The organism is Bradyrhizobium sp. USDA 4510 (genome assembly GCF_054059095.1).
Window position 1 is genome coordinate 1,787,959 of record NZ_JBSSBT010000001.1, and the last position, 24,038, is coordinate 1,811,996.

Genomic DNA, 24,038 nt, shown 5'->3' on the forward strand with positions numbered 1-24,038 from the left:
ATCAGGCCCGCGCCGGGATCGCCGCGGGAAGCTCGGCCTGTTCGCCTTCGTCGGCGGCGATGTTCTCCTGGTAGGTCTCGGGCCCGATCCAGATCGCGACGACGGTGCAGGCGGACAGGAACATCGCGTAACAGGCGACCGGCCACCAGGTGCCATAGGCTGCCACAAGTGCGGTGGCGACGAACGGCGCCGGACCACCCGACAGCAGCGAGCCGAGCTCGCGGGCGAAGGCAAAGCCCGCGAAGCGGCGTTGCGGCGGGAACAGCTCGGCGAAATACGCCGCCTGCGGCCCGAACATCGCCGCCGTCACCACGGCGCGCGCCAGGATGAAGGCGAGCGCGATCATGATCCACTCCTTGGTGCCGACCATCCAGAAGAACGGGAAGGCGAGCGCCACGCCGGCCAGCGCGCCGAACATGTAGACCGGCCGCCGTCCGATCCGGTCCGACAATGCCGCGAAGCCGAGGATCGCAAACAGTTCGACCGTGAATGCCAGCATCAGCGCGCTGAGCGCCTCGGCTTTCGGCACGCCGAGCGTGGTGATCACGTAGCTCAGCCCAAACACCGGGAAGAAATAGCCGAGCCCGTTCTCGGCCATGCGGGCGCCGAGCACGACGAAGAAGTTGCGCGGGTGTCGGCGCAACGCTTCCATCGCCGGATTGCTCTCGACCTTGCCGCGCGCGACCACCGCCTCGGTGTAGACCGGCGTCTCGGTGATGCGCATGCGGACGAAGATGCCGACCACGATCAGGAGGAAGCTCGCCAGGAAGGGCAGGCGCCAGCCCCAGCTCATCAAATCCTCGCGCGGCAGCATGGTCACCAGCGCGAAGGCGCCGGCCGCAAGCAGGTTGCCGACGGAGACGCCGAGCGGCGCGAAGCCGCCCCAGAAGCCGCGATGCTTCGGCGGTGCGTTCTCGACCAGATAGATCACCGCGCCGCCATATTCGGCGCCGGCGCCAAGGCCCTGGATGACGCGCATCGCGACCAGGAGGATCGGCGCCCAGATCCCGATCTGCCCATAAGTCGGCAGGAAGCCGATCGCGGTGGTGCCGATGCCGATCATCAGGAGCGTGGAGACCAGCACCGGCTTGCGGCCATAGCGATCGCCGAGGATGCCGAACAAAAGGCCGCCGAACGGCCGCACCACGAAGCCGACGCCGAAGGTCAGGAACGACAACAGCGTGCCGACCACCGGATCGCTCTTCGGAAAGAACAATTCGCCGAACACCAGCGCCGCTGCGGTGCCGTAGAGGAAGAAGTCGTACCATTCGAGCGCGGAGCCGATGCTTGCGGCCAGGATCACACGCAGGCGCGATGTGCGAGCGCCATCTCTTGCCATCTCGGTCATTCGTTTCCCCGTTATGTCTGTTTTTATGGTCGTCTTGATCGGGCACGATCTCCGCGCAAACACGTGCTGTGTTGTCGCGGGGGATCGTGCTCGTGAAAGCAACAATGCCCGCGGCCTGGCCGCGGGCATTGTCTCAGGTCTCAAGCGGCGCGCGTGAAGTAAGATTTCTTCGACGCCGACTGTGTCTCGTAGATCGATCCCTGCCGTTTCGCCGGCGGCAGTGGCATCCGCACCGGTACGTCGGTGAGCCGCGGCGCGACCACCGGCGGCCCCGCCAGCAGGCGGCTGTTGAATTCGTCGAAGTCCTTGACGCCCATCAGCGGCCAGGCGTCGCTCGCGGCCACTTCATAGAGCAGCAGGTTGCGCGGCCGGTTCGACGTGTTGGTTGCCGAGCCGTGCAGCGCGCGCACGTGATGGAACGACATGCTGCCGGCCTTGCCCATGCAGGGCACCGCGCGCTTGATGTCGTCCTGAATCTGGTCCGGATCGATCAGGCCTGCGAAGTGGCCGTCCTCGCCGTGATGATCCCACATCGTGGCGCCGGTGTGCGACCTCGGCGTCACCAGCATCGGACCGTTCTCGATATCGCAATCGTCGAGCAGCACGCCGATCGCGAGGATGTCGTCATTGGTGTGCGGATAGAATGCCCAGTCCTGATGCCACTCAACCGGCGAGCCGTATTGCGCCGACTTCATGTTGAGCTTGGAGCCGTGCAGGCGAAGGCCGGGGCCGATCAGCTTGGTGAGGATCGAGATCACGGCGGGGCTGCGCACGATCTCGTCGAAGATCGGGTGCACCTTGTGCGGCGCCTTGATGCGGCGGACGCGCGGATTGTCAGGCGAATGGCCCGGCTCGAGGTCGTAGACGTCGGTGTGCTCGCTCACGCTGGCGGCGCCGGCCACGAGCTGCGCGAGTACGGTGCGCACCTTCGCCAGGGTTTCCTGGTTGAGCACCTCGGGGACCACGATCACCCCGTCGCGCTTGTAAGCCTGGGCCTGTTCGTCCGAAATCATGCCGCTTCTCCCTTTTTGTTCCATGTTAGCGCTAACATGAGGTAATGCTAGCGCTAACATCATGGCTTGGCAACCCGGAATCGTGCAGGCTTCGGCCCATGAGCTCCGAACTGACCGCCCCCGGGACCGGCCCGGCAGGTGCCGCGCCCACCCTTTCAGAGGTGGCCAAGCGCGCCGGCGTTTCCTCGATCACGGTGAGCCGGGTGGTGCGGATGCCCGACCTGGTCGCGCCGGAGACCCGGGCGCGGGTCGAGCGGGCGATGCGCGACCTCGGCTATATCCCGAACCTGGTGGCGGGCGCGCTGGCGAGCGCACGGACCAATTCGGTCGGCGTGCTGGTGCCGACCATCGCCAACTCGATCTTCGCCGACACGGTGCAGGGCCTGTCCGACAAGCTCGAGCCGCTCGGCTTCTCCGTGATCCTGGCGCAGTCGCGCTATGACGCGGAGCGCGAGGACCGCATGCTGGCGGCGCTGCTGTCGCGGCGGCCCGAGGCGATCATCATGGTCGGCTCGCCGGCGACCGAGGAGGGCAGCCGCCTGCTGCGCAATGCGCGCATCCCGATCGTCGAGACCTGGGATCTGCCGGCAAACCCGATCGACGCGGTCGCGGGCTTCGACAATTACAAGGCTGGTGTCGCCGTCGCGAAGCATCTGGTCGCGCAGGGCCGCAAGCAGCTCGCCTTCATCGGCGGCGACGATCCACGCGGCACGCGCCGCTGGTTCGGCTTCAGGGACGAGGCACTGGCCGGCGGCCTTGCCGAGCCGCGCCGGTTGATCCTGGACCGCAAGGATTCCGGCAGCGTGGCGGCGCACGCACGGCTGCCTGGTGTCGATGCGGTGTTCGCCGCCAACGATGCGCATGCGATCGGCTTTATGTCCGGGCTGCGCAAGGCCGGCCTGCTGCGCGACGGGCCTGCATCGGCGCAGCCGGTCGCCGTGATCGGCCTCGGCGATCTCGAAATGGGCCAGCTGATCTCGCCGACCCTGAGCACGATCAGCGTGCATGGCGACGCGATCGGCCGTACCGCGGCGACGCTGACGCTGGAGCGCGGCGGCGAGCGCCGTGTCGATCTCGGCTTCGAGCTGGTGCTGCGCGACAGCGGCTAGTGTGCTGAATGCGAGGTTCGTGTGATTTCGCGGCAGCCACTTTCACGAACTTCGCATTCATAAAGCACACTAGAATCATAAGTTTGCTAGTGTCCTTATCGAATCCGAAGTTCGCTCCGAAGGTGCGGCAAATGATGCGAACTTCGGATTCGGGACACTAGCGCGCCTCGCCCACGGTGCGGGCGGAGGTGCTCGTTTCTTTCCGTGCCTTCACCTTGCCGCGACCCCGGCGTCGACCGCCTCGAGCAAGGTCACGAGGCCCCGCAGGATGGCGATCGGCGAAGGCGGGCAACCCGGAATATGGAGATCGACCGGAACAACCGCGGAGACTCCGCCAACCACGGCATAGCTGCCGGCGAAGCATCCGCCATCCCTGGCGCAATCGCCCGCAGCGACAACCCATTTGGGATCTGGCGTCGCACGGTATGTGCGCTCCAGCGCCTCGCGCATATTCTTGGTGACCGGACCCGTGACCAGCAGCACGTCGGCGTGACGGGGCGAGGCGACGAACCGGATTCCAAATCGTTCTACGTCGTAATACGCATTGCTTAACGCGTGTATTTCCAGCTCGCATCCGTTGCAGGAGCCTGCATCAACCTCGCGGATCGAGAGGCTGCGGCCGAGGCGTCGTCGTGCGGTGCGGCCGACCATGGCCGCGAGCTCCGCGAGCGCAGCGTCGTCCGGGCGCGGCGCCTGCTCCGTCAATGGCTGGCGAAACAGGCTCTGGAACAGAAGTTTGCGCATCGCCTCAAGCCCTCAGAGATCCTGCCCGGAATAGGAGCAGTTGAACGACTTATTGCAGAGTGGGAAGTCCGCCACGATGTTGCCTTCGATGGCCGCCTCGAGCAGCGGCCACTGAAACCACGACGGATCGCGCAGATGGCATCGCTCGATCCGATCGCCGTTCAGGCGCAGCCAGGCCAGGATGTCGCCGCGGAAACCTTCGACGAGCGCCATGCCTTCGCAAGGCTCCGCCGTATTGTGCAGTGGCACTTGCACCGGGCCGGCCTCGAGGCCGATCAGGATCTGGTACGCCAGCGCGAGACTCTGCTCAGCCTCGCGGATCCGGATCCAGACCCGGGCGTTGACGTCGCCGTCGCTCAGGACGGGGACTTCGAAGCGGAGGCCATCATAGGGGAGATAGCCGGGCTTGCGTCGGGCATCATGATCGCGGCCGCTCGCGCGCCCGACATAGCCCCCGGCGGCGAATTGCCGGGCGAGCGTTGGAGCAACGATGCCGGTGCTGACGGTGCGGTCCTGCAACGAGGTGGTGTTGTCATAGAGCTCGACCAGCGCAGGGAAATGCCGGCGGATCTGGTCGAGCGCGGCCCGGATCGCGTCGGCTCCATGGCCAGCGATATCGCGCGCGACGCCGCCGGGAACGATGAGGTCGCGCATCAGGCGGTGGCCGAATGCAGCGTCGGCCGCGCGCAGCACGGATTCGCGTAGCACGGCGCAATGTGCCTGTATCAGCGCAAACGACGCATCGTTGCAGATCGCGCCGATATCGCCGAGATGATTGGCCAGCCGCTCGAGCTCGGCCATCAGCGCGCGCAACAGCAATGCGCGCGGCGGCACGGCAATCCGCTGCGCGGCCTCGACGGCTTGCGCGAACGCCAGCCCATAGGCGACTGTGCTGTCGCCGGAGACCCGGCCGGCGAGCCGCGCGACCTGCTCGATCGTGCTGCCCGTCATCAGCCCTTCGACACCCTTGTGGGTGTAGCCGAGCCGCTGCTCGAGGCGGACGACCGTCTCTCCGCTCGCGGTAAAGCGGAAATGCCCGGGCTCGATGATGCCGGCATGCACCGGACCGACTGCGATCTGATGCAGGCTGTCCCCCTCGGCCGGAAGGAATTGATAAGGCGCTGCGTCCGCCGATGCATCGCGATGTTCGCCGAGCGGGAAGCGCGTTTGCCAACGGCCGTGATCAAGCCAGGGACGGGAATCCGGTGTGTCTGTCGCCTGCAATCCGAAGAGGTCGTGCAGGGTGCGCTCCAATCGAAGCGCCGGCGGATGATGGGCCGCAACCGAAGGAAATTGGCGATCGGGACAATCCAGGCTGATCACGCCGATATCGGACGTGCGGTCGTCGAGGACGGCCATGTGCACGCGCGAGGGCTCGCCCCACAGCCCGAGCAGGCTCAGGCCGCCATCCGCAAGCGCGTGAGCGGCGGCGCGCCAGGTATCGCCGTCGACCACGGCGCGCGGCCATGGATGATGTCGTTCGATCCTGTGGCCCGCCCGGATCAGATCGATCAACCTCGGCATATCCTGCTCTCCCTCGCGCTAACCCAGCAGGTTGGCGACGTGCTGGAACCAGACGACCAGCGGTCCCGGAAGGTAGATGCCCGCAGTCAGCACCAGTGCGAAATGCGCGAACATCGGCAAATAGGACGCATCCGCCGGCGCGGCATTGCCGCGCGGCTCGCCGAACGCAAGGCTGGTCAGGCGCAGGATCAGCGCGCCGAAGGCGAGCAGCAGGCCGAACACCAGCGGGATGGCGAGCAGCGGCTGGCGCGCGAAGGTGGAGCTGACGATGAGAAATTCGCTCATGAAGATACCGAGCGGCGGCAGGCCGGCGATCGCGACCACGCCGATCACGAGACTCCAGCCGAGTGCCGGATGCGACTCGGTCAGGCCGCGAATGTTGGCGATCCGCTGCGTGCCCTTCACCTGCGCAATGTGGCCGACCGCGTAGAAGATTCCCGACTTGGTGAGGCTGTGCATCACCATGTGCAGCAGGCCGGCAAAGTTGGCGAGCGGGCCACCCATGCCGAACGCAAACACGATGATGCCCATATGCTCGATCGAAGAGTAGGCGAACAGCCGCTTGATGTCGCGGCGGCGGTAAAGCATGAAGGCCGCGAACAACAGCGAAGTCAGCCCCATCGTCACCATCAGCGGGCCCGGCGATATCGCATCCGGATTGGCGGCGAGCAGGATCTTGAAGCGGAGCACCGCGTAGAGCGCGACGTTGAGCAACAGGCCGGAGAGCACGGCGGAAATCGGGGTCGGGCCCTCGGCATGCGCATCCGGAAGCCAGGCGTGCAGCGGCGCCAGGCCGACCTTGGTGCCGTATCCGAGCAGCAGGAAGATGAAGGCCACGTTGAGCAATGCCGGGTCGAACGTCGCCGCACGGTTGATCAACACCGTCCACACCATGGCATCCTGACCCTCGCCGACCACCGGCAGTGCGGCCATGTACACCAGGATCGTGCCGAACAGCGCCAGCGCGATGCCGACGCTGCCGAGGATGAAGTACTTCCAGGCCGCTTCCAGCGCCGCATGGGTCCGGTAGATGCCGACCATCAGCACGGTGGTGAGCGTCGCGACCTCGACCGCGACCCAGATCAGGCCGATATTGTTCGACACGAATGCGAGGTTCATGCCGAACATCATCACCTGATACATGGCATGGTAGAATCGCAGATAGCCCGGCGTCAGCCGTCCGGTTTCGAGTTCATGGGCGATATAGCTGGCGCTGAACACGCTCGTGGTGAATCCCACGAAGGTGTTGAGCACGATGAAGACGATGTTGAGATCGTCGATCAGCAGGTACTGGCCGGGTTGCGGGCGCTCGACCACGAGCAGCGAAAGCGCGGCCAGCAAGGTGCCGAGACTGGCCAGGACATTGAGGCCCGCGGTCAGCCGGTAACCGGGCAGCGCGGCCAGCACCGCCGCGGCGGTGATCGGTATCAACAAAACCCAGGTGACGGCATCCGACGCGGCAGTCATTGGCGCTCCCCCCTGAATTCATCGAGCGCACCGACGTCGACGGTGTCGAACCGCTCGCGAATGCGGAACAAAAACACGCCGATCACGATGAATGCGATCAGGATCGAGAAGGCGACGCTGATCTCTACGACGAGCGGCATGCCCTTGGCGCCGGTCGCGGCCAGCACCAGGCCGTTTTCCAGCGACATGAAGCCGACGACCTGGCTGACGGCGTTGCGCCGCGTCACCATGACGAGCAATCCCAGCAGCACCACCGACAGTGCGAAGGCAAGGTCTTCCCGCGCCAGCGGATCGGCCGCGCCGGTCACGCGCAGCATCAGCACCATGGACAGGGCGACGAGCCCCATGCCCGCAAGCATGGTCGGACCGATGCTCACCGCGGTCTCGATATCGCGATGAATGCCGAGCTGCTTGATGATCCGATGCAACGCCACCGGGATGACGATCGCCTTGAAGACCAGTGCGATCGCCGCGGTCACGTAGAGATGCGGCGCATTCTGGATGAAGGCCTGCCAGGCGACGGAAGCTGCGAGCACCACGGCATGAAGTGCGAAGATGTTCAGCAGCGCATACAGGCGATCCTGGTACAGCATCATGAAGCTGATCAGCACGAGCCCGCCGGCGAGCAGATGGGCGATGTCGAAGGCGAGGTTGTGCATCAGAAGCCCCGTGACACGAACCGAAGCAGCGTGCCGAGCAGGCCGAGCATCAGCGCCGCGCCGAGGAATTCGGGGACGCGGAACACCCGCATCTTGGCCGTCGCGGTCTCGAACACGGCAAGGAGGAAGCTCGCGACCGCAAGCTTGAGGATGTAGGCGGCAACGCTCACGAGATAGGACAGCGGGCCCGCGCCTTCGGTGGTGATCTGCCACGGGAAGAACACGCAGATGATCAGCGAGATGTAGAGCAGCAGCTTGAGGAAGGCGCCGAACTCGATCATGGCGAGGTGACGCCCGGAATATTCGAGGATCATCGCCTCGTGCACCATGGTCAGCTCCAGATGCGTCGCCGGGTTGTCGACCGGGATGCGCGCGTTTTCGGCGAGCGCCACCATGATGAGGGCGATCATCGCCATGCCGAGCGAGACGCGCAGTCCGACTTCCGACGACGCCATGAAGGTCGCGACCGTCGACAGCTGCGTCGAGCCGGCAATCAGCGCGACGCAGAACACCATCAACAGCATGGCCGGCTCGGCGAGCGCGGCAATCATCACCTCGCGGCTGGAGCCGATGCCGCCGAAGCTGGTGCCGACGTCCATGCCGGCAAGCGCGAGGAAGAAGCGCGCGCTGCCGAGCAGGGCGACGATCGCGATCAGGTCGGCGCTCCAGTTGAATTGGAGGCCAGTCGCGAATGTCGGGACCAGCGCCGCCGCGACCCAGATGGCCGCGAACGTCACATAGGGCGTGACGCGGAACAGCCAGGACGCGTTTTCGGCGAGCACGACCTCCTTGCGCAGCAGCCGCAGCAGGTCGCGGTAGGGCTGGAAGATCGACGGTCCTTTTCGCCGCAACAGCCGCGCCTTGATCTTGCGCACGACGCCGGTCAGGAGCGGCGCGAGCATCAGCACAAGCGCCATCTGGCCGAGCTGAACGAGGATGTCCGAGATCACGACCATATCGCGAGCGCCAGCAGCAATGTGACGAGGGTTGCGAACACCAGGCTGAGGTAGCGGCGGATGGTCAGGAACTGGAGCTGGTTCAGCCGATCGGCGAAGAACCACACGAGGTCAGTCACGGGTGTGTAGAGCCGCTCCCAGACCAGGTCGTGCGTATCGACCCTGAGGCGGGCCGGCCGCAGTTCGCCCGGCGCAGGCATGTCGACATGCTCGCGGGCCTGGAAAACCAGCGTGCCGAACACGCGGCGGATCGGCTGCACAAAGCTCACGCCGGAATACTGCGCCGCCGGTGTCGGGTCGGAGAAGCCGCAACCCCAGGCCGGTCCGCGCCGGATCGCGCGCGACGCAAAGCGATGGATAAAGTACACCGCGAGCGACGCCGCGGCGGTGATGAAAGCAAAGACGAGCAATCCGTTGTAGGAACTGCGGCTCTCCTCGATCGGCACGATCGAGAGCCAGGGATCGTCCGCCTGAAGCGGCATCCGGTGGCCGATCACGGTCTGCGCGACCGGTGAAAGCGCGTCGATCACCAGGCCGGGCAGAATGCCGGCGAGGAAGCAGAGCACGGCAAGGCTGAACATCGCGGCGAGCGAATAGCGATCGACTTCGCCGGCGGCTTCCGCGGCCGGGCTCCGCGCGCGGCCGAGGAACGTGATGCCGAAGGCCTTGACGAAGCATGCGGCGGCCAGCGCCGCGGCCAGCGCCAGCAAGGCGCCGACCGCGGGCACCATGATCTTCAGCAGCCATTGCGGCAGGTCGGGGCTCTGCAGGACGGCCTGAAACATCAGCCATTCCGACACGAACCCGTTGAACGGCGGCAGCGCCGAGATCGCGACGCAGCCGACCAGAAAGACGAAGCTCGTGAGCGGCATGCGGTGGATCAGGCCGCCCAGCTTCTCCATGTCGCGTTCGCCGGTCGACGTCAGCACCGCGCCGGCCCCGAAGAACAACAGGCTCTTGAAGAACGAATGGTTCAGCACGTGGAACAATGCGGCCGTGAAGGCGAGGGCCGCCGCGAGGCCAAGGCCGTTCGCCTGAAATGCCAGCGCAAGGCCGAGGCTTGCGAAGATGACGCCGATGTTCTCGATCGTGCTGTAGGCGAGCAGGCGCTTGAGATCCTTCTCCATCAGCGCGTAGAGGATCCCCATGACGGCCGTGGCGCCGCCGAGGATGAGAACCGCGACACCCGCCGACCAGCTTGGCGGCCCGAGCAGATCGAACACGACCCGGATGAATCCGTATATCGCGACCTTCGTCATCACGCCGCTCATCAGCGCCGAGACATGGCTCGGCGCGGCGGGATGAGCCAGCGGCAGCCACACGTGCAACGGGATCAGGCCGGCTTTCGACCCGGCGCCGAGCAACATCAGCGCGAGCACCAGTGCGGCTTCGGACGGGGTGTGCTGAGCAGCGCGGATGGCCGCAAAGCTGTAGCTGCCGCCCGCTCCCGCCAGCAGGCCGAAGGCAAGCAACAGAGCCAGCGTTCCGAAGCTTGCCATCACGAGATAGACGTAGCCTGCGCGGGCATTATCCGCGTCACGGTGATGCGCCATGACGAGCGCCCACGAGGCGAGCGACATGAATTCCCAGCACAAGAGGTAGGTGAACGCATCGTCGGCGAGCACGACGAGATTCATGCCGGCCAGGAACGCCGGGAAAAAGGGAAGGATGCGCTGCGGCGCGGATTCGTGGCTGCCGTAGCCGAGGCCATAAAGACTTGCGGCCGCACCGCCGAGATTGACCACGACGAGAAAGAATGCGGCGAGCGCATCGAGGCGGAAATGCGATCCCAGCCAGGGCAACCCGATCGGCAGAGCCAGTTCCGTCGCGCTGGTACGGGAGATGAGCGAAATCATGGCCCCGGCCAGCGCGATCAGCGAAATCGCGAAAGTCGCGCCGTAGACGATGGCTGTCGATTGGCGCGATCTGCTGGTTGCAATCGCGAGAGCGGTCGTTCCCAGCAGGGCGGCTACACACCAGATCTGCTGAGTGACCGCCGGGATCATGTCCGCACCTTCGGTGAGCCTGATCCGGCCTTCAATCGCACCCCGCGGCCGCCGCCACTGCTGACGGCGCCCTCATTGATGACCTCGACGCCGGCTGTGCCGAGCGCGTCGATCAGTTTCACGAGCGAGTCGACGTTGCCGCGAATGGTTCCTTCGCTCGCCTCCATCCGCTGGATGGTTGGCACCGAAAGTCCGGACAGTTCGGCGAGCTGCCGTTGGTCGATGCCGAGCAAGGCTCTGGCCGCTCGTAGCTGCGCCGCGGTGATCATCGATTGATGGCCGTCGATCTGAGAGTCGCGTCTATTTGAATGTTATTTATGCACATCAAGTAATGATGGCACAATGGCAATAAGTGATGTTTTATACATCATTCCTAGGCGCAGTCCTCAACGCGAGCGGTATCCGCGCGCCGACGGAGTTGCGCTGACGCGCGTTCAGTCGGAGATTTTTCGATAGACCGCCGCGGCGTGGCGCAGCAGCCGGCTCTTGCGCTTTCGTTCGTGCACGCGCTGGTGCTTGGCCTTGCGCTCGTGGGCGCGTTGCGCGGGTGCATCGACGCTCTCGAGCAGCCCGCGACGGACCTCGTCATCGTTCAATTCGCCGAGCAATTGCTGTCCCTTGCGCAGATGCTTCAGGATGATCCGCCATGACGCGTATTCGTCGGGGGGCAAACCGCCCTCCGAGAACTCGATCGCGTAACGCAGCCGCTTGCTGGCGAGACGGACGCGGTGGCGCTTGTTCTTGCCCATGCCTTGCAGCCCGCGACTCTTCTGGCACAGCTTGCCATGCCACCGCGCCAGCCGCCGCGCGTGAAACACCGCGACCGGCACGGCTCGCCGCTGCGCGGCGCGAGGGTCCTGCCGCGTGGTCCAGGGTCCGCTGCCGACCCAGTCCCACATGCCGTCGAACCATCGCCAGTATCGATCGCTTTGCAACGCCTCCTTGAGCGCCTCGAACGCGTCGGTTCGCGCCGTCTGGAGCATGCCTTCTTCAGGCAGGCCCTTGCTGTTCTCGATCGCGACGTCGAGGTCGCGCGTGGCGCCGAGATGGGCGCTCAGCCATCTCAACTCGGATTTCAGTCGCGTCCATTCGGTGTCCGCCACCATCGGCCCATAGAAGGCGATCGCCGCCTTCAGCCGCGTCAGCGCGATACGGGTCTGGTGCAGCGCGGCGGAATCGCCGGAACTTATGGCCTCGTGATTGGTGGCGACTTCCTCGAGGCATTCGGACAGGATCAGGCGAAACGCGGTCTCACAGCGCATGGCTTCGCTTAGATGGCGCGGCCGCTTTGGGCGGACAACACGCTCCTTGGCCGGACTTGCCGCTAACGTCATGACACTCTCGTGACCCCGCCGGTGCCGCAACGCAACCGGGCGGCTTTCGGGTGGGAAGATTTCCCGTTTGATCGATGTCGATCAAGGATTTTCTGCTGGGCCGCAGTGCGACGATCCAGCGACAGGATCAAAATGTCGCAATCAACCCGTCGGCGGGAGCTCATTCCAGTCGATATGCAGGCCGGGCTTTTGAGGGAACACCATGGTTTCGAGCACGCCGCAAAACCAGCCAGCGGACTTCGCTGCAGCACCAGATATTTCGTGCACGAAGTATCTTGATATTTCGCGTGCGAAATATATAACGGACGGCATGAAAGCGGAACACCGGCTGATCTTTCTTCTGACCGTGGCCTATCGCCGGTTGCAACGCGCCATCGAGCAGGAGACGGCCACGCACGATCTGACGTCGGCCCAGGCCGGCGTGCTGTTCTTTCTCGGGCGCAATGACGGCGCGCTGATCGGCGACGTCTCGCAGGCGCTCGACATCGTGCCGTCGGCGATGAGCGGGCTCGCCGACCGGATGGAACGTGCAGGCCTCGTGAAGCGCCGCCGCGATGGCGAGGACGGCCGCAGCCAGCGGCTCCATCTGACCGCGGCGGGGCAGGAGTTCGGCAAACGCGCCGCGACGCGGACCAGGGCGATCAATAACCGTCTGATGGACGGGTTCTCGGACGCGGAGATCGACGTGGTGTCGCGCTGGCTGACCAGCCTGCAAGACAAGTTTCCGAAGGACTAAGACAGCTAGAGCGTTTTCAAGCGAAGTGGCTATCGGTTCGCGTGAAGAAGACGCGTCAAGCAAGAAGCGAGCAACAGGAGTGAAGCATGAGTGAAGTGGTCGTAGCGCTGGACGGCGGTGTCCTCACCATGACGATGGCGCGCCCGGACAAGAAGAACGCGATCACCAACGCGATGTATGGCGCGATGGCCGATGCGCTCGAGCGCGCGGAGGGCGATTCCGCGATCCGCGCCGTGCTGCTGCAGGGCGACGGCGACAGCTTTACCGCCGGCAACGATCTCGCCGACTTCGCGGCGGTGTCGCGCGGCGTGCAGGGCGAGCGCCACGTGACGCGCTTCCTCGCCGGACTTGCCAAGGCGACGCGGCCGCTGGTTGCCGCCGTGCAGGGCAATGCGGTCGGCATCGGCACCACTATGCTGCTGCATTGCGACCTCGTCTACCTCGCGCCGACTGCGCGGCTGATCACGCCGTTCGTCAATCTGGCGCTGGTGCCGGAGGCGGCCTCGACCTATCTGCTGCCGCAGCGCATCGGCTATGCGCGGGCCTATGCGATGTTCGCGCTCGGCGAACCGGTCGAGGCGGAGACGGCGGTCTCGATCGGCCTCGCCAACGCGGTTGTGCCGCTCGCGGACCTGCGCGCCAAGGCACGCGCGGCGGCGGACGCGCTGGCGAAGCGGCCGTTCGGCTCGCTCCAGCACACCAAGGCGCTGATGCGCGACCCCGCCAGGATCAGCGCGCAAATGGCGCGCGAGGGCGAGATCTTCCAGGAGCGACTGATGAGTGCGGAAGCACGCGAGGCCTTTGCCGCCTTTGCCGAGCGTCGCCAGCCCGATTTCTCCAAGATTACCGGTTAGGCCCGGAGCGTGGGCCGCCACGCGTGGGCGGCGCTATTGCTTTGGGGTTGACGGCCTCGCCGGCTTCGAACATCTCCTGTCGGGGCATAGCGCAACCCGGCGAGGCGAGGCATGAGCGACAGTCACACGCTGCGCGGCGAAGGAATCGCCGCGACCATTTCGGCGCAGGGCGCCGAATTGTCGTCGCTCAGAAATGCCGACGGGACCGAACTGTTGTGGCAGGCCGGCCCGCAATGGCCGCGCCATGCCCCCATCCTGTTCCCGATCGTCGGCCGCTTGAAGAACGATACGCTGCGCCACAACGGCAAGACCTATCCGATGACGCAGCACGGCTTCGCGCGGGATCGCCGCTTTGCCTGGGTGGAGCAGGGGCCCCGATCCTGCAAGCTTGCGCTCACCGACGATACGGAGACGCGTGCGCGCTATCCCTTCGCGTTCAGGCTCGAGGTCACCTATACCGTTGATGGCGCCGATCTCGATGTCGCCTTCGACATCGTCAACACCGGCGCCGAGACGCTGTCGGCCTCTCTCGGCGGTCATCCTGCCTTCAACTGGCCGCTGCTTCCGGGATTGGCAAAGGAGGCGTACGCGTTGACCTTCGCGAAGGATGAGCCGGCGCCGATCCGGCGGCTGACGGAGGGACTGATGCGGCCGCAAGCCGAGCCGAGTCCGATCAAGGGCAGCGTGCTGGCGTTGTCGGAGCAGTTGTTCGACGACGACGCCATGATCCTCGATCAGGTCGCGAGCGCATCGATCCGCTTTGCTGCTGCGCAGGGGCCTGCGATCGAGGTGTCGTGGCGCGGCTTTCGCGAACTTGGCATCTGGTCGAAGGTCGGCGGCGCGCCGTTCCTCTGCATCGAGCCGTGGCACGGTTTCGCCAGCCCGGTCGCATACGATGGCGAACTCGCCGGCAAGCCCGGCTTGATGCACATCGCGCCGGGCGCGCGGCAGTCACTGGGCTATCGCATCCGCGTGAGCTGACGAAAGAACAGGTCAATGGGTGCGGGGGCTGAGTGCACTGGTGATCGCGCCGACCGATGGCGGGTTCTCGTTCGCCCAGGCCTCATGTGCGGCCAGGTCGCGGTAATGCTCGGCCATGCGTAGCAGCCGCTCGCGGATGCCGGCGTCTTCCTCGCCCTTGGCCTGATCGGCCAATTGCGCGGCGCGTTCGAGAAGCGTTTTCGGATCGATCACGACAAGCTCCAAATCCGGTTTTCGCCAAGCGGACAACTGCTACAGGCAAGCACAGTTCCTGCCATGGTTTGATGACGGCGCATTCAGAGCTGGAACACGCCGACTCCCGCCATCACATCGCGCTTGGTGCGCTCGGTGATCTCCCGGGCTTTCGAGGTTCCGCGCCTGATCACGTCAGCGACATGGTCGCGATCGCCTGCCAGCTCCGCGCGTCGGGCCCGGATCGGCGCGATCAGGGCTTGCAGGATGTCCTCCAGCCGCCGCTTGACCGCTGCGTCGCCGAGACCGCCGCGCCGATAGCGCGCCTTCAATTTCTCGACGGCGTGCTGGTCGTCATCGAACGCGTCGAGATAGCTGAAGACGACATTGCCCTCAATCTTGCCGGGGTCGCCGACACGCAGATGGTCGGGATCGGTGAACATCGCGCGCACCGCGGCCGTGATGTCACCGGGCGAGGCCGAGAGCGCAATCGCATTGCCGGCGGATTTGCTCATCTTCGCGCGCCCGTCGACGCCCGGCAGCCGTCCCGCGCGCGGTATGACGGCCACCGCCTCCTGCAGGAGCGCACGGCCGGCGAGCGCGTTGACGCGCCTGATGATCTCGTTGGTCTGCTCGATCAGGGGAGCCTGGTCCTCGCCGACCGGCACGACGGTGGCCCGAAACGCGGTGATGTCGGCGGCCTGCGCCACCGGGTAGCACAGGAAGCCCGCCGGGATGTCGCGTCCGAATCCGCGGGCGCGGATCTCGTCCTTGATGGTGGGATTGCGCTCCAGCCGCGCGACGGTGACGAGGTTGAGATAGAGCATCGACAATTCCGCGAGCGCCGGAAGCTGCGACTGCAGGCAGATCGAGGTTCGTTCGGGATCGATTCCGACGGCGAGATAATCCAGTGCGACCTCGATGACGTTGCCGCGGACCTTGCCGATGTCGTGCGCGTTGTCGGTCAGCGCCTGCATGTCGGCGAGCAGCAGGTATTGCTCATGGCTGTCCTGAAACGCGAGACGGCTTCTGAGCGAGCCGACGTAATGGCCGAGATGCAGCGGCCCGGTGGTGCGGTCGCCGGTGAGGATGATCGGTTTGGTCACGGCTTATCTCCATTCGTTTGAATGGGGACACCGCATGCGGGCTGGATGAGGTGAAAGAAAAAGGCCGCCCAATGCGGCGGCCCCGAAATGCATGAACGCGTTCGGCCCGCCTGTCAGTCGGCGAGCCACCAGAGATTGGCGATCAGGATCGAGCGGTTCATGGCGTGAGGCGTAAGGCAATCGAACGAGCCGGTCAAGACGGCATAGCCAGTTATTCTTCCACCCGGCTATGCTCGAGTAATCGCTCCCCTGTGCTCCTCCGAGAACACGTGCGCGTAAAGGTTGGCGATCCATTGCTTACCTTCCTGCGTGACCCGCAGATATCGAAGTGCGTCGCCGATATAGGGGCAGACGGCCTTCCAGAAGAAAGCAGGGTACGCTGCACGTAGATCATCGGGGGTCTGATATCCGAGTTTCTCGCTTGCGCCAGTCTCCCGAAATTCGGCAAACAAGGCTGACGTCTTCCGCAAATAGTCAATGTCGGCCAATTGGCCGATCAAATCCGCGGCACGAAGCAGGCCGGGATAATCCGCCGTACTGGTATGCTCCTCTTCCCCCGGTACCGGAAAGCGCGTGTGCTCGATGTTCGCCTCGATTTCCTTTGTGTCGATGGAGGTCAGGCTCACCTTGCCGAAACGCTCGCGGACAAAGAGCTTGGATCGTGTCACATGATAGGGGGTCAAGGATGCGTCCGTGGCTCCAGCAGATATCCGGACGCGATCACCGTTTTCGTTACAAACATAAAGTCCGTCCCGGTCGCCTCGACATACCCCGCGTACATAGCCGATGTCGTGGCATAAGAGCGAAATCATGAAATGGAGCCAGTCGCGCGGCCTGACGCCGCCTTCGCTCGTATGCTTGCCGAGTAAAATGTTCTGTCCGACCAACGTCACCATGATGGTGTGGTTCATGTCGTGGTAGGCCGCATCGCTATTGGCAATATTCTCCAACGCGAGGCGCCCAACGAAACCGATGATGTCCGGATAGGCGGGCTCGAGGATTCCGTAGATTTGGCCGTATGTACCCTTAAGCTGATCGACAAACGCTTGGATGACAATTTGAGTTGGGTTGAACATGATCGCCTCCAATGCGCGGATGCTATGCCGGTTTGGGTATTTCGTCACCGGGTTGTTGGTCCCGCGAATTGGGCCGGAGCCTGGTGGCCCGGAGGCCTGTCGAGCCCTGGTTTTGAGGGCTACCGGGATGAGGCAAGGCTGAACCACCGCTGATGGCCCATCGCGATCAATGCACCCGACCGCCAAACGGTCCGCTGTGAGGTGCATACCGGATCTTGCCGAGACCGGGCCAAACGGTCGCGATTGGACCCGAAGTGGGCAGTGGGGCCAGTAACGAGGGTGGACCAAAGCGCGCATGTATCCGCCCATGGCTCCCAACTTCCGTCAATTTTTGATCGCCATGTCAGATGTGGAAATTCTTGCCGAAGCGTGGCGATAGGAGTCACGCGATCAATGCTTTCATTCCAAGTGATTGCAGGACGAGTAATGAAGAACGCAACACTGTTGGCCCTTGGTTTGTTGGCGGCGGGAGTTTGGTCACAAGACAGCGCGAGATGTCAGACCTCGCTTTCCCCTCCGCTTTCGCTTGCGCCGCCGCCGCCGGATGAGAGATCGGCATCTCCGGGCGCAACCAACAGCGTCTGGCCGCCGACGGCGACCGCTAAGAGATCGGTACCGCCCCGGGCCGCTGAAGATTCTTTGCCACGCTCCACTGCCCCGCGATCTGCCACTGTCGAACACACGCCGGTAGAGTCAGGCAGCGCTTCGCCAGCACAAGTGATCGACAGGTCGCCGTCGTCGGCTAGACCGGTCCCCGATTACGATGGTTTTAGCGTCGGCATCGACGACGACACGTCAAGCCGGACGACGCGACCCGTCAGGTCACACCGGGCAAAGCAGCCCAAGCTCGATCAAGAAGCGGATCGTGTCTCTCGGCAGCAATCGGTCGATCCCGGGGACGATGACAAACTAAAGGGCAAGCTTACGATTTGCCGCGGCTGCAAGTAGCAGGCACCACTCCGGACGGACATTTGAATTGGCCCGTCATCTTGCGGGACTCTTGCCATGCAAGAGTCCGGAAATGGCCCATCGCGACATGTTCCGATGCTGCACAAATGACCGCTACAAGGACAACGCGGACGTAAGCTTCATCGCATGACGCCACTGTGTTTATGGTACGTGCCCTAGTTGAACGCCATGCCGCCGCTCATCGCGATGGTCTGTCCGGTCATGTAGGGATTGTTGACCAGCAGCATCACGGCTTGCGCGACCTCCTCGGCGGTGCCGAAACGGCCGACCGGGATGCGGCTGACCAGCTCGCTCTGTCCCCTCATCATGTCGGTCTCGATCAGCGAGGGCGCGACGGCGTTGACGGTGATGCCCTCCTTGACGAGGCGCGCGGCATAGCCGCGGGTCATCCCCTCCATCGCCGCCTTGGATGCATTGTAGTGCGGCCCGATCGAGCCGGCGCCGCGCGCCGCGCCGGAGGAGATGTTGACGATGCGGCCCCATTTGCGGGTGCGCATCATCGGCAGCACCGCCCGTGTGCAGAGAAACGCCGATTTGAGATTGACCGTGATGGTGCGGTCGAAATCCTCTTCGGTGAGGTCGTCGACACCCCTGACGATCGCGATGCCGGCATTGTTGACGAGGATGTCGACCGGGCCGAGCTCGGATTTGGCGCGCTCGACCAGCGCGGTGACGGCGGCAGCTTCCGAGACGTCGGCGGCGATCGCGACGGCGCGGCCGCCGGCGGCAATGATGCCCTTCGCCAGCGTCTCCGCCTCGGCTGAGCGCTCGCGATAATTGATGCCGACGGCGGCGCCGGCATCCGCCAGCATCTTGACGATCGCCGCGCCGATGCCGCGCGATCCGCCGGTCACCAGCGCCACATGTCCGTGCAGACTGCTTGTTGTCATCAAGGTCACCCTGTTCGACGTCCCCTCCCAGGCTCGCAAACGGGAAGGCGCGGCGCAACGCAACTCTGCTCAAATCTGCGTTGAAGGCCGCTGCGCGGCGAAAAACCGGCTTCCGGGGCCGGAATCGGCCTTGCGTCCGGCCCGGGCCGGCGGCAATGGTTGGGACATCACTTCTTAGCCCACCCACGAGAGATCGATGAGCAAACTGATTGTCCGCGCCGGCGAGTTCACCTTTGACGCCCGTTTCGAGGAGCAGCTGGCGCCGAAGACGGTCGCCGCGTTCCGCAAGGCGATGCCGTTCGAGAGCCAGGCGATCCACGTGCGCTGGAGCGGCGAGGGCGTCTGGATGCCGCTCGGCGATCTCGACTTCGGCGTGTCCTACGAGAACCACACCAGCTATCCGGCGCCGGGCCAGATCATCCTCTATCCGGGCGGCATCAGCGAGACCGAGATCCTGCTCGCCTATGGCGGCGTGCACTTCGCCAGCAAGATGGGCCAGCTCGCCGGCAATCACTTCATCACGCTGACCTCGGGGCTGGAGAACCTCACCGCGTTCGGCAAGACCGTATTGTGGAAGGGCGCGCAGAACATCCGCTTCGAGGAAATCTGATGTGACCGAGGCCCGCTATCCGCGCGATCTCCGCGGCTACGGCCGCAATCCGCCCGATCCGAAATGGCCCGACGCGGCGCGCATCGCCGTGCAATTCGTGGTCAATTTCGAGGAGGGCGGGGAGAACAACATCCTGCACGGTGATCGCGCCTCGGAAGCGTTTCTGTCCGACGTGCTCGGCGCGCAGCCCTGGGTCGGCCGGCGGCACGCCAATATCGAGACGATGTTCGAATATGGCGCGCGCGCCGGCTTCTGGCGGCTGTGGCGGATATTCACCGAGCGGAAGCTGCCGGCCACGGTGTTCGGCGTCGCGATGGCGCTGAAGCGCAATCCGGACGTCGTCGCCGCGATGCAGGAGGCGGGCTGGGACATCGCGAGCCACAGCCTGCGCTGGGTCGAGCACAAGGACATGTCGGAGGACGAGGAGCGCGAGGAGATCGCCCGCGCCATTGCCGTGCACGCCGAGGCGACCGGCGCGCGGCCGCTCGGCTGGTACACCGGCCGCTCCTCGATCAACACGCTGCGGCTTCTAATGGAGGCGGGCGGCCTGCGCTATCTCTGCGATTCCTATGCCGACGATCTGCCGTACTGGATCAAGGCAGCCGGCACCGAGCCGCATCTCGTGATCCCCTATACGCTCGATGCCAACGACATGCGCTTCATCAACGCGCAGGGCTTCGGCGGCGGCGAGGAGTTCTACACCTACCTGAAGGACAGTTTCGACGTGCTCTATGCCGAGGGCGCAACCTCGCCGAAGATGATGTCGATCGGTCTGCATTGCCGCGTCGTCGGGCGTCCCGGCCGCGCCGCCGCGCTGATGCGCTTTCTCGACTACATCCAGAAGCACGAGCACGTCTGGGCGCCGACCCGGCTTCAGATCGCCGAGCATTGGCACGCCAATATGAAGCATCTCGCCGCGGAAGCGTTTGAGATCGGCTAGCGGTGCCACTCCAGCCGAATTGACGCAACATCCTGCGCATTCGAATTGCATCGGGTGAATTGCTGCGTTGCACAGACGTCAGAAGCGATCCCGGATTCCACGCGTTAGCAGCCTGCAATGCGGGAGCAGGCGGGTTTCATGCAAGACGTCCAGGAGATCGTAACCGGATTGGAACACACATTTCGCTGGGTTCCGGATTGGGTGGTCGGCCTCGTCCTGATCACGGCTGCGATCGCCGTTGCGCTCGTCGTTCACTCCATCGCGCAACGCATCGTCCATCGCATGGTGGGACCAAAGAATTCCGTCGCGCCGATGCTGCTTGACCGGACAGCCGGTCCGTCACGGCTGGCGCTGTGTCTTGCCGCCCTCGCGCTGGTGTTGCCATTGGCGCCGCTCAACGATCTGCTGCGGCTGACACTCAGCCATTTCTTCGGCGTCGCCGTCATCGCGCTGATCGGCTGGATCTCGATCCGCGCCGTCGACATGGCGTCGGCTAGATATCTCGATAAATTTCGCCTCGACGTTGCCGAGAATTTCCTGGCACGCAAGCACGTCACCCAGGTGCGCGTCTTCAAGCGGGTCACCGACACGCTGATCGTCATCATCGCGGTCTCCACCGCGCTGATGACGTTCGACTCGGTCAGGCAATACGGCGTCAGCCTGTTCGCCTCCGCCGGCGCCGCCGGCCTAATCGTCGGTCTTGCCGCAAGGCCGTTGCTGAGCAATCTGATCGCCGGCGTGCAGATCGCCGTCACCCAGCCGATCCGGATCGAGGACGCGGTCATCATCGAAAACGAATGGGGCTGGGTCGAGGATATCGCCTCAACCTATGTCGTGATCCGGCTGTGGGACTGGCGGCGCATGGTGGTACCGCTGTCCTATTTCATCGAGCGCCCGTTCCAGAACTGGACGCGCGACGCGCAATCCCTGATCGGTGCGATTGCGCTGCATGTTGATTATAGCGCCGACGTGCCGGCGATCCGCAAAAGGCTGGAGCAGGCGGCGAAGGAGTCGCGGCTCTGGGACGGCGCGGTGGTCAATCTGCAGGTGATCGACACCCACCCGCGCACCATCGAGCTGCGCGCGCTGATCAGTGCACGGAATGCACCGCAATCCTGGGACCTGCGTTGCGAGATCCGCGAGAAGCTGCTGGCGTTCATCCGTGACGAGATGCCGGACGCGCTGCCGCGCGATCGGGCGATCCTGGCACCCGCGGTCGATGATTTCGGCCGGGCGTTCCTGCGCGGCGCGCCGGCACGGCAGCGCGCGGCGGCGCCGGCGCGCAACTGATCCGTGATTTGCTCTAGTGGCCGGCCATGTGCCGGCCGATCTCGGTGAGGTCGGCCTCGCTGGCGCGGGCCTCATGCACGAACGCGCCGTGGAACATCACGACCAGCCGGTCCGACAGCTCCAGCAGCTCGTCGAGGTCCTCACTGACCAAGAGCACCGCCGCGCCTCGGTTGCGGGCGGCCATGATCTCGGCGTGGATTTGCGCCACCGCCGCGAAGTCGAGTCCGAAGCAGGGATTGGCGGCGATCAGCACCTCGACGTCGCCCGAAAGCTCGCGCGCCAGCACCGCGCGCTGCACATTGCCGCCCGACAGCGCCGCGATCGGCGTCTCCGGCGTGCGGGTCTTGATCTTGTAGCGGTTGATCTTGCGCTCGGCGTCGTTGCGGAAGGCGGCACGGTTCAGCCACCAGCCGCCGCGCGCGAACGGAGCGCGATCGAATTCGCGGAATGCGATGTTGTCGGCGACGCTCATGCCGCCGACGCAGGCGTTCTTCAGCGGCTCTTCCGGCAACAGCGACATCCTGTGGCGCCGCATCTCCGCGCGGCTCGCCGCATAGGTCTCGCCCTGGACGCGGATCACGCCGCTCTCGGCCTCGCGCTGGCCGGCCAGCACCTCCACGAGCTGGCGCTGGCCGTTGCCGGAGACGCCGGCGATGCCGACGATCTCGCCGCTTTTCACGGTCAGCGATACGCCGTGCACGGCAATCGCGCCGGCATCGTCAAGCGCGGTGAGCTTGTCGAGCTCGAGCCGGGCCGCTCCGGTCTCGCCGGTGCGCGGCGGTTGTACCGTCAGCTGTTCGGCGCCGATCATGGTGCGGGCCATCTCGTCCGGCGTCAGCTCGGCGACCCGGCCGCTGCCGGCAAGCTTGCCGCGACGCAGGATGGTCACCTCGTCGGCAAAGGCCATCACCTCGCGGAACTTGTGCGTGATCATCAGGACGGTGAGCTCGCCCGCGACCACCATCGCGCGCAGCATGCCGAGCACCTCGTCGGCTTCGCCCGGCGTCAGCACCGAGGTCGGCTCGTCCAGGATCAGGAAGCGGCGCTTCAGGTACAGCTGCTTGAGGATCTCGCATTTCTGCCGTTCGCCGGCGGAGATGTCGGAGACCTTTGCATCGAGCGGCACCTTGAACGGCATCCGCGCCAGGAAGGCCTCCAGCTCCTTCTTCTCCTTGCGCCAGTCGACCACGGCAGGCACGTCGTCGCGCGCCAGCACCAAATTCTCGGCGACCGTCATCGCCGGCACTAGTGTAAAGTGCTGGTAGACCATGCCGAGCCCGAGCGCATGCGCGTCCTTCGGATTGGCAATGGCCTGTTGGCGGCCGCCGACGAGGATGTCGCCTTCGGTGGCGTGGTAATAGCCCATGATGCATTTGACGAGCGTGCTCTTGCCCGCGCCATTCTCACCGAGCAGCGCGTGGAACGAGCCGGGACGCACCTTGAGCTCGACATTGTCGAGCGCTGTAAAATCGCCGAACCGCATCGTCATGGCGATGGCGTCGACGCCGAACGCGCCTGATGGTGCGGGCGGCTCGCCGATGATCACGACAGCGCCCCGATCAGCTCGGCGGATTTGGTCACCGCGCCGAACACGCCGCCCTGCATCTTGATCATCTTCAGCGCGTGGTCGTGATTGCCCTTGTCGGTCGCGCCGCAACAGTCCTCGACCAGCACGCATTCGAAGCCGCGATCGTTGGCCTCGCGCATCGTGGTGTGAACGCAGACATCGGTGGTGATGCCGGTCAGCACGATGTTCTCGATGCCGCGCAGCCGCAGCATCAGTTCGAGGTCGGTGGCGCAGAACGAGCCTTTTCCGGGCTTGTCGATAACAGGTTCGCCCGGCAGCGGCGCGAGGTCGGGAATGATCTCCCAGCCGGGTTCGCCGCGCACCAGGATGCGGCCGCAGGGGCCGGGGTCGCCGATGCCGGCGCCGATCTGGCGCGAGCGCCAGCGCTTGTTGGCGGGCAGGTCGGCAAGGTCGGGGCGGTGCCCCTCCCGCGTATGGATGATGTGAAAGCCCTGCGCGCGCATCACCGCGAGCAGCTTCCTGATCGGCTCGATCGGCGCCCGGGTCAGCGAGAGGTCGTAGCCCATCTTGTCGACATAGCCGCCGACGCCGCAGAAATCGGTTTGCATGTCGATGATGATGAGCGCGGTATTCTGCGGCCGCAGATCGCCATTGTAGGGCCAGGCGTAGGGCTCGGACTTGATGAAGCGCTCGGGCATGAAATGAT

At 65.0% G+C, this 24,038-nt stretch carries 23 protein-coding genes; 7 read left to right on the forward strand and 16 right to left on the reverse strand.

Going from position 1 to position 24,038, the window contains the following annotated elements:
• Position 1: 1 nt before the first annotated feature.
• Together ACVMDN_RS07960 and ACVMDN_RS07965 are read right to left on the reverse strand one after the other, a co-directional pair.
• Positions 2-1,348: an MFS transporter gene (locus ACVMDN_RS07960; protein WP_057015237.1), complete on the reverse strand. Its 1,347-nt coding sequence runs from the start codon at positions 1,346-1,348 to the stop codon at positions 2-4.
• A gap of 140 nt (positions 1,349-1,488) precedes the next feature.
• Positions 1,489-2,361, reverse strand: a complete 873-nt coding sequence (locus ACVMDN_RS07965) for a phytanoyl-CoA dioxygenase family protein (RefSeq protein WP_057015238.1) — start codon at positions 2,359-2,361, stop codon at positions 1,489-1,491.
• Between the two features lie 98 nt (positions 2,362-2,459).
• Here ACVMDN_RS07965 and ACVMDN_RS07970 point away from each other — a divergent pair, with 98 nt between their 5' ends.
• Entirely contained in the window at positions 2,460-3,470 is a 1,011-nt protein-coding gene (locus tag ACVMDN_RS07970) for a LacI family DNA-binding transcriptional regulator (RefSeq protein ID WP_316398694.1), read from the forward strand.
• 210 nt (positions 3,471-3,680) lie between these two features.
• On the opposite strand, the gene ACVMDN_RS07975 is transcribed toward ACVMDN_RS07970, so the two are convergent.
• The 8 genes from ACVMDN_RS07975 to ACVMDN_RS08010 all read right to left on the reverse strand — a co-directional run bounded on the left by ACVMDN_RS07975 (position 3,681) and on the right by ACVMDN_RS08010 (position 12,160).
• Positions 3,681-4,214, reverse strand: coding sequence for an NADH-quinone oxidoreductase subunit B family protein (locus ACVMDN_RS07975; protein ID WP_057015240.1), 534 nt, complete (start codon positions 4,212-4,214; stop codon positions 3,681-3,683).
• Positions 4,215-4,226: 12 nt separating this feature from the next.
• Positions 4,227-5,738: a hydrogenase large subunit gene (locus ACVMDN_RS07980; protein WP_456835374.1), complete on the reverse strand. Its 1,512-nt coding sequence runs from the start codon at positions 5,736-5,738 to the stop codon at positions 4,227-4,229.
• An 18-nt stretch (positions 5,739-5,756) separates the two neighbouring features.
• On the reverse strand, positions 5,757-7,205 hold the full coding sequence (locus tag ACVMDN_RS07985) for a hydrogenase 4 subunit F (protein ID WP_057015242.1): 1,449 nt from the start codon (positions 7,203-7,205) through the stop codon (positions 5,757-5,759).
• A complete protein-coding gene (locus ACVMDN_RS07990) occupies positions 7,202-7,864 on the reverse strand; it encodes a hydrogenase-4 component E (RefSeq protein WP_229192882.1) in 663 nt (220 codons plus the stop codon). Before ACVMDN_RS07990 ends, ACVMDN_RS07985 begins: the two co-directional genes overlap by 4 nt.
• A complete protein-coding gene (locus ACVMDN_RS07995) occupies positions 7,864-8,820 on the reverse strand; it encodes a respiratory chain complex I subunit 1 family protein (protein WP_456835373.1) in 957 nt (318 codons plus the stop codon). The genes ACVMDN_RS07990 and ACVMDN_RS07995 overlap by 1 nt, the downstream gene beginning before the upstream one ends.
• Positions 8,811-10,826 carry a hydrogenase 4 subunit B gene (gene hyfB, locus ACVMDN_RS08000; protein ID WP_456835372.1) on the reverse strand — a complete coding sequence of 672 codons (2,016 nt, stop codon included), beginning with the start codon at positions 10,824-10,826 and terminating at the stop codon, positions 8,811-8,813. The genes ACVMDN_RS07995 and hyfB overlap by 10 nt, the downstream gene beginning before the upstream one ends.
• Complete coding sequence (locus ACVMDN_RS08005; RefSeq protein WP_253603054.1) at positions 10,823-11,095, reverse strand: helix-turn-helix domain-containing protein; 273 nt, start codon at positions 11,093-11,095, stop codon at positions 10,823-10,825. The genes hyfB and ACVMDN_RS08005 overlap by 4 nt, the downstream gene beginning before the upstream one ends.
• 165 nt (positions 11,096-11,260) lie before the next feature.
• Positions 11,261-12,160 carry a CHAD domain-containing protein gene (locus tag ACVMDN_RS08010; protein WP_233475682.1) on the reverse strand — a complete coding sequence of 300 codons (900 nt, stop codon included), beginning with the start codon at positions 12,158-12,160 and terminating at the stop codon, positions 11,261-11,263.
• Between the two features lie 310 nt (positions 12,161-12,470).
• Between ACVMDN_RS08010 and ACVMDN_RS08015 the strand changes: the two genes are divergently transcribed.
• From ACVMDN_RS08015 to ACVMDN_RS08025, 3 genes are all read left to right on the forward strand, one after another.
• Positions 12,471-12,896 (forward strand): MarR family winged helix-turn-helix transcriptional regulator, encoded by a 426-nt coding sequence (locus ACVMDN_RS08015; RefSeq protein ID WP_168857975.1) that lies wholly within the window; start codon positions 12,471-12,473, stop codon positions 12,894-12,896.
• Positions 12,897-12,982: 86 nt separating this feature from the next.
• The gene (locus ACVMDN_RS08020; RefSeq protein ID WP_456784206.1) at positions 12,983-13,750 is read left to right on the forward strand and encodes an enoyl-CoA hydratase-related protein; all 768 of its coding nucleotides are present in this window, start codon (positions 12,983-12,985) and stop codon (positions 13,748-13,750) included.
• A 111-nt stretch (positions 13,751-13,861) separates the two neighbouring features.
• Entirely contained in the window at positions 13,862-14,731 is an 870-nt protein-coding gene (locus tag ACVMDN_RS08025) for an aldose 1-epimerase family protein (RefSeq protein WP_456835371.1), read from the forward strand.
• A gap of 12 nt (positions 14,732-14,743) precedes the next feature.
• Here the strand turns inward: ACVMDN_RS08025 and ACVMDN_RS08030 are convergent, their stop codons facing one another.
• From ACVMDN_RS08030 to ACVMDN_RS08045, 4 genes are all read right to left on the reverse strand, one after another.
• A complete protein-coding gene (locus ACVMDN_RS08030) occupies positions 14,744-14,944 on the reverse strand; it encodes a hypothetical protein (protein ID WP_456835370.1) in 201 nt (66 codons plus the stop codon).
• Positions 14,945-15,027: 83 nt separating this feature from the next.
• Positions 15,028-16,029 carry a tryptophan--tRNA ligase gene (gene trpS / locus ACVMDN_RS08035; RefSeq protein WP_456835369.1) on the reverse strand — a complete coding sequence of 334 codons (1,002 nt, stop codon included), beginning with the start codon at positions 16,027-16,029 and terminating at the stop codon, positions 15,028-15,030.
• A gap of 227 nt (positions 16,030-16,256) precedes the next feature.
• Positions 16,257-17,105, reverse strand: a complete 849-nt coding sequence (locus ACVMDN_RS08040; protein WP_076824479.1) for an Npun_R2479 family HD domain-containing metalloprotein — start codon at positions 17,103-17,105, stop codon at positions 16,257-16,259.
• A gap of 1,124 nt (positions 17,106-18,229) precedes the next feature.
• A complete protein-coding gene (locus ACVMDN_RS08045; protein WP_456835368.1) occupies positions 18,230-18,964 on the reverse strand; it encodes an SDR family NAD(P)-dependent oxidoreductase in 735 nt (244 codons plus the stop codon).
• Between the two features lie 196 nt (positions 18,965-19,160).
• Here ACVMDN_RS08045 and ACVMDN_RS08050 point away from each other — a divergent pair, with 196 nt between their 5' ends.
• The 3 genes from ACVMDN_RS08050 to ACVMDN_RS08060 all read left to right on the forward strand — a co-directional run bounded on the left by ACVMDN_RS08050 (position 19,161) and on the right by ACVMDN_RS08060 (position 21,804).
• The gene (locus ACVMDN_RS08050; RefSeq protein ID WP_016843084.1) at positions 19,161-19,574 is read left to right on the forward strand and encodes a DUF3830 family protein; all 414 of its coding nucleotides are present in this window, start codon (positions 19,161-19,163) and stop codon (positions 19,572-19,574) included.
• Between the two features lies 1 nt (position 19,575).
• Positions 19,576-20,514 (forward strand): allantoinase PuuE, encoded by a 939-nt coding sequence (puuE, locus tag ACVMDN_RS08055; RefSeq protein ID WP_057015251.1) that lies wholly within the window; start codon positions 19,576-19,578, stop codon positions 20,512-20,514.
• Positions 20,515-20,652: 138 nt separating this feature from the next.
• On the forward strand, positions 20,653-21,804 hold the full coding sequence (locus tag ACVMDN_RS08060) for a mechanosensitive ion channel family protein (protein WP_456835367.1): 1,152 nt from the start codon (positions 20,653-20,655) through the stop codon (positions 21,802-21,804).
• Between the two features lie 13 nt (positions 21,805-21,817).
• Here ACVMDN_RS08060 and ACVMDN_RS08065 read toward each other — a convergent pair whose 3' ends face one another.
• Both ACVMDN_RS08065 and biuH read right to left on the reverse strand, forming a co-directional pair.
• Entirely contained in the window at positions 21,818-23,350 is a 1,533-nt protein-coding gene (locus ACVMDN_RS08065) for an ABC transporter ATP-binding protein (RefSeq protein ID WP_456835366.1), read from the reverse strand.
• Positions 23,347-24,030 (reverse strand): biuret amidohydrolase, encoded by a 684-nt coding sequence (biuH, locus tag ACVMDN_RS08070; protein WP_456835365.1) that lies wholly within the window; start codon positions 24,028-24,030, stop codon positions 23,347-23,349. Before biuH ends, ACVMDN_RS08065 begins: the two co-directional genes overlap by 4 nt.
• Between the last annotated feature and the right edge of the window lie 8 nt (positions 24,031-24,038).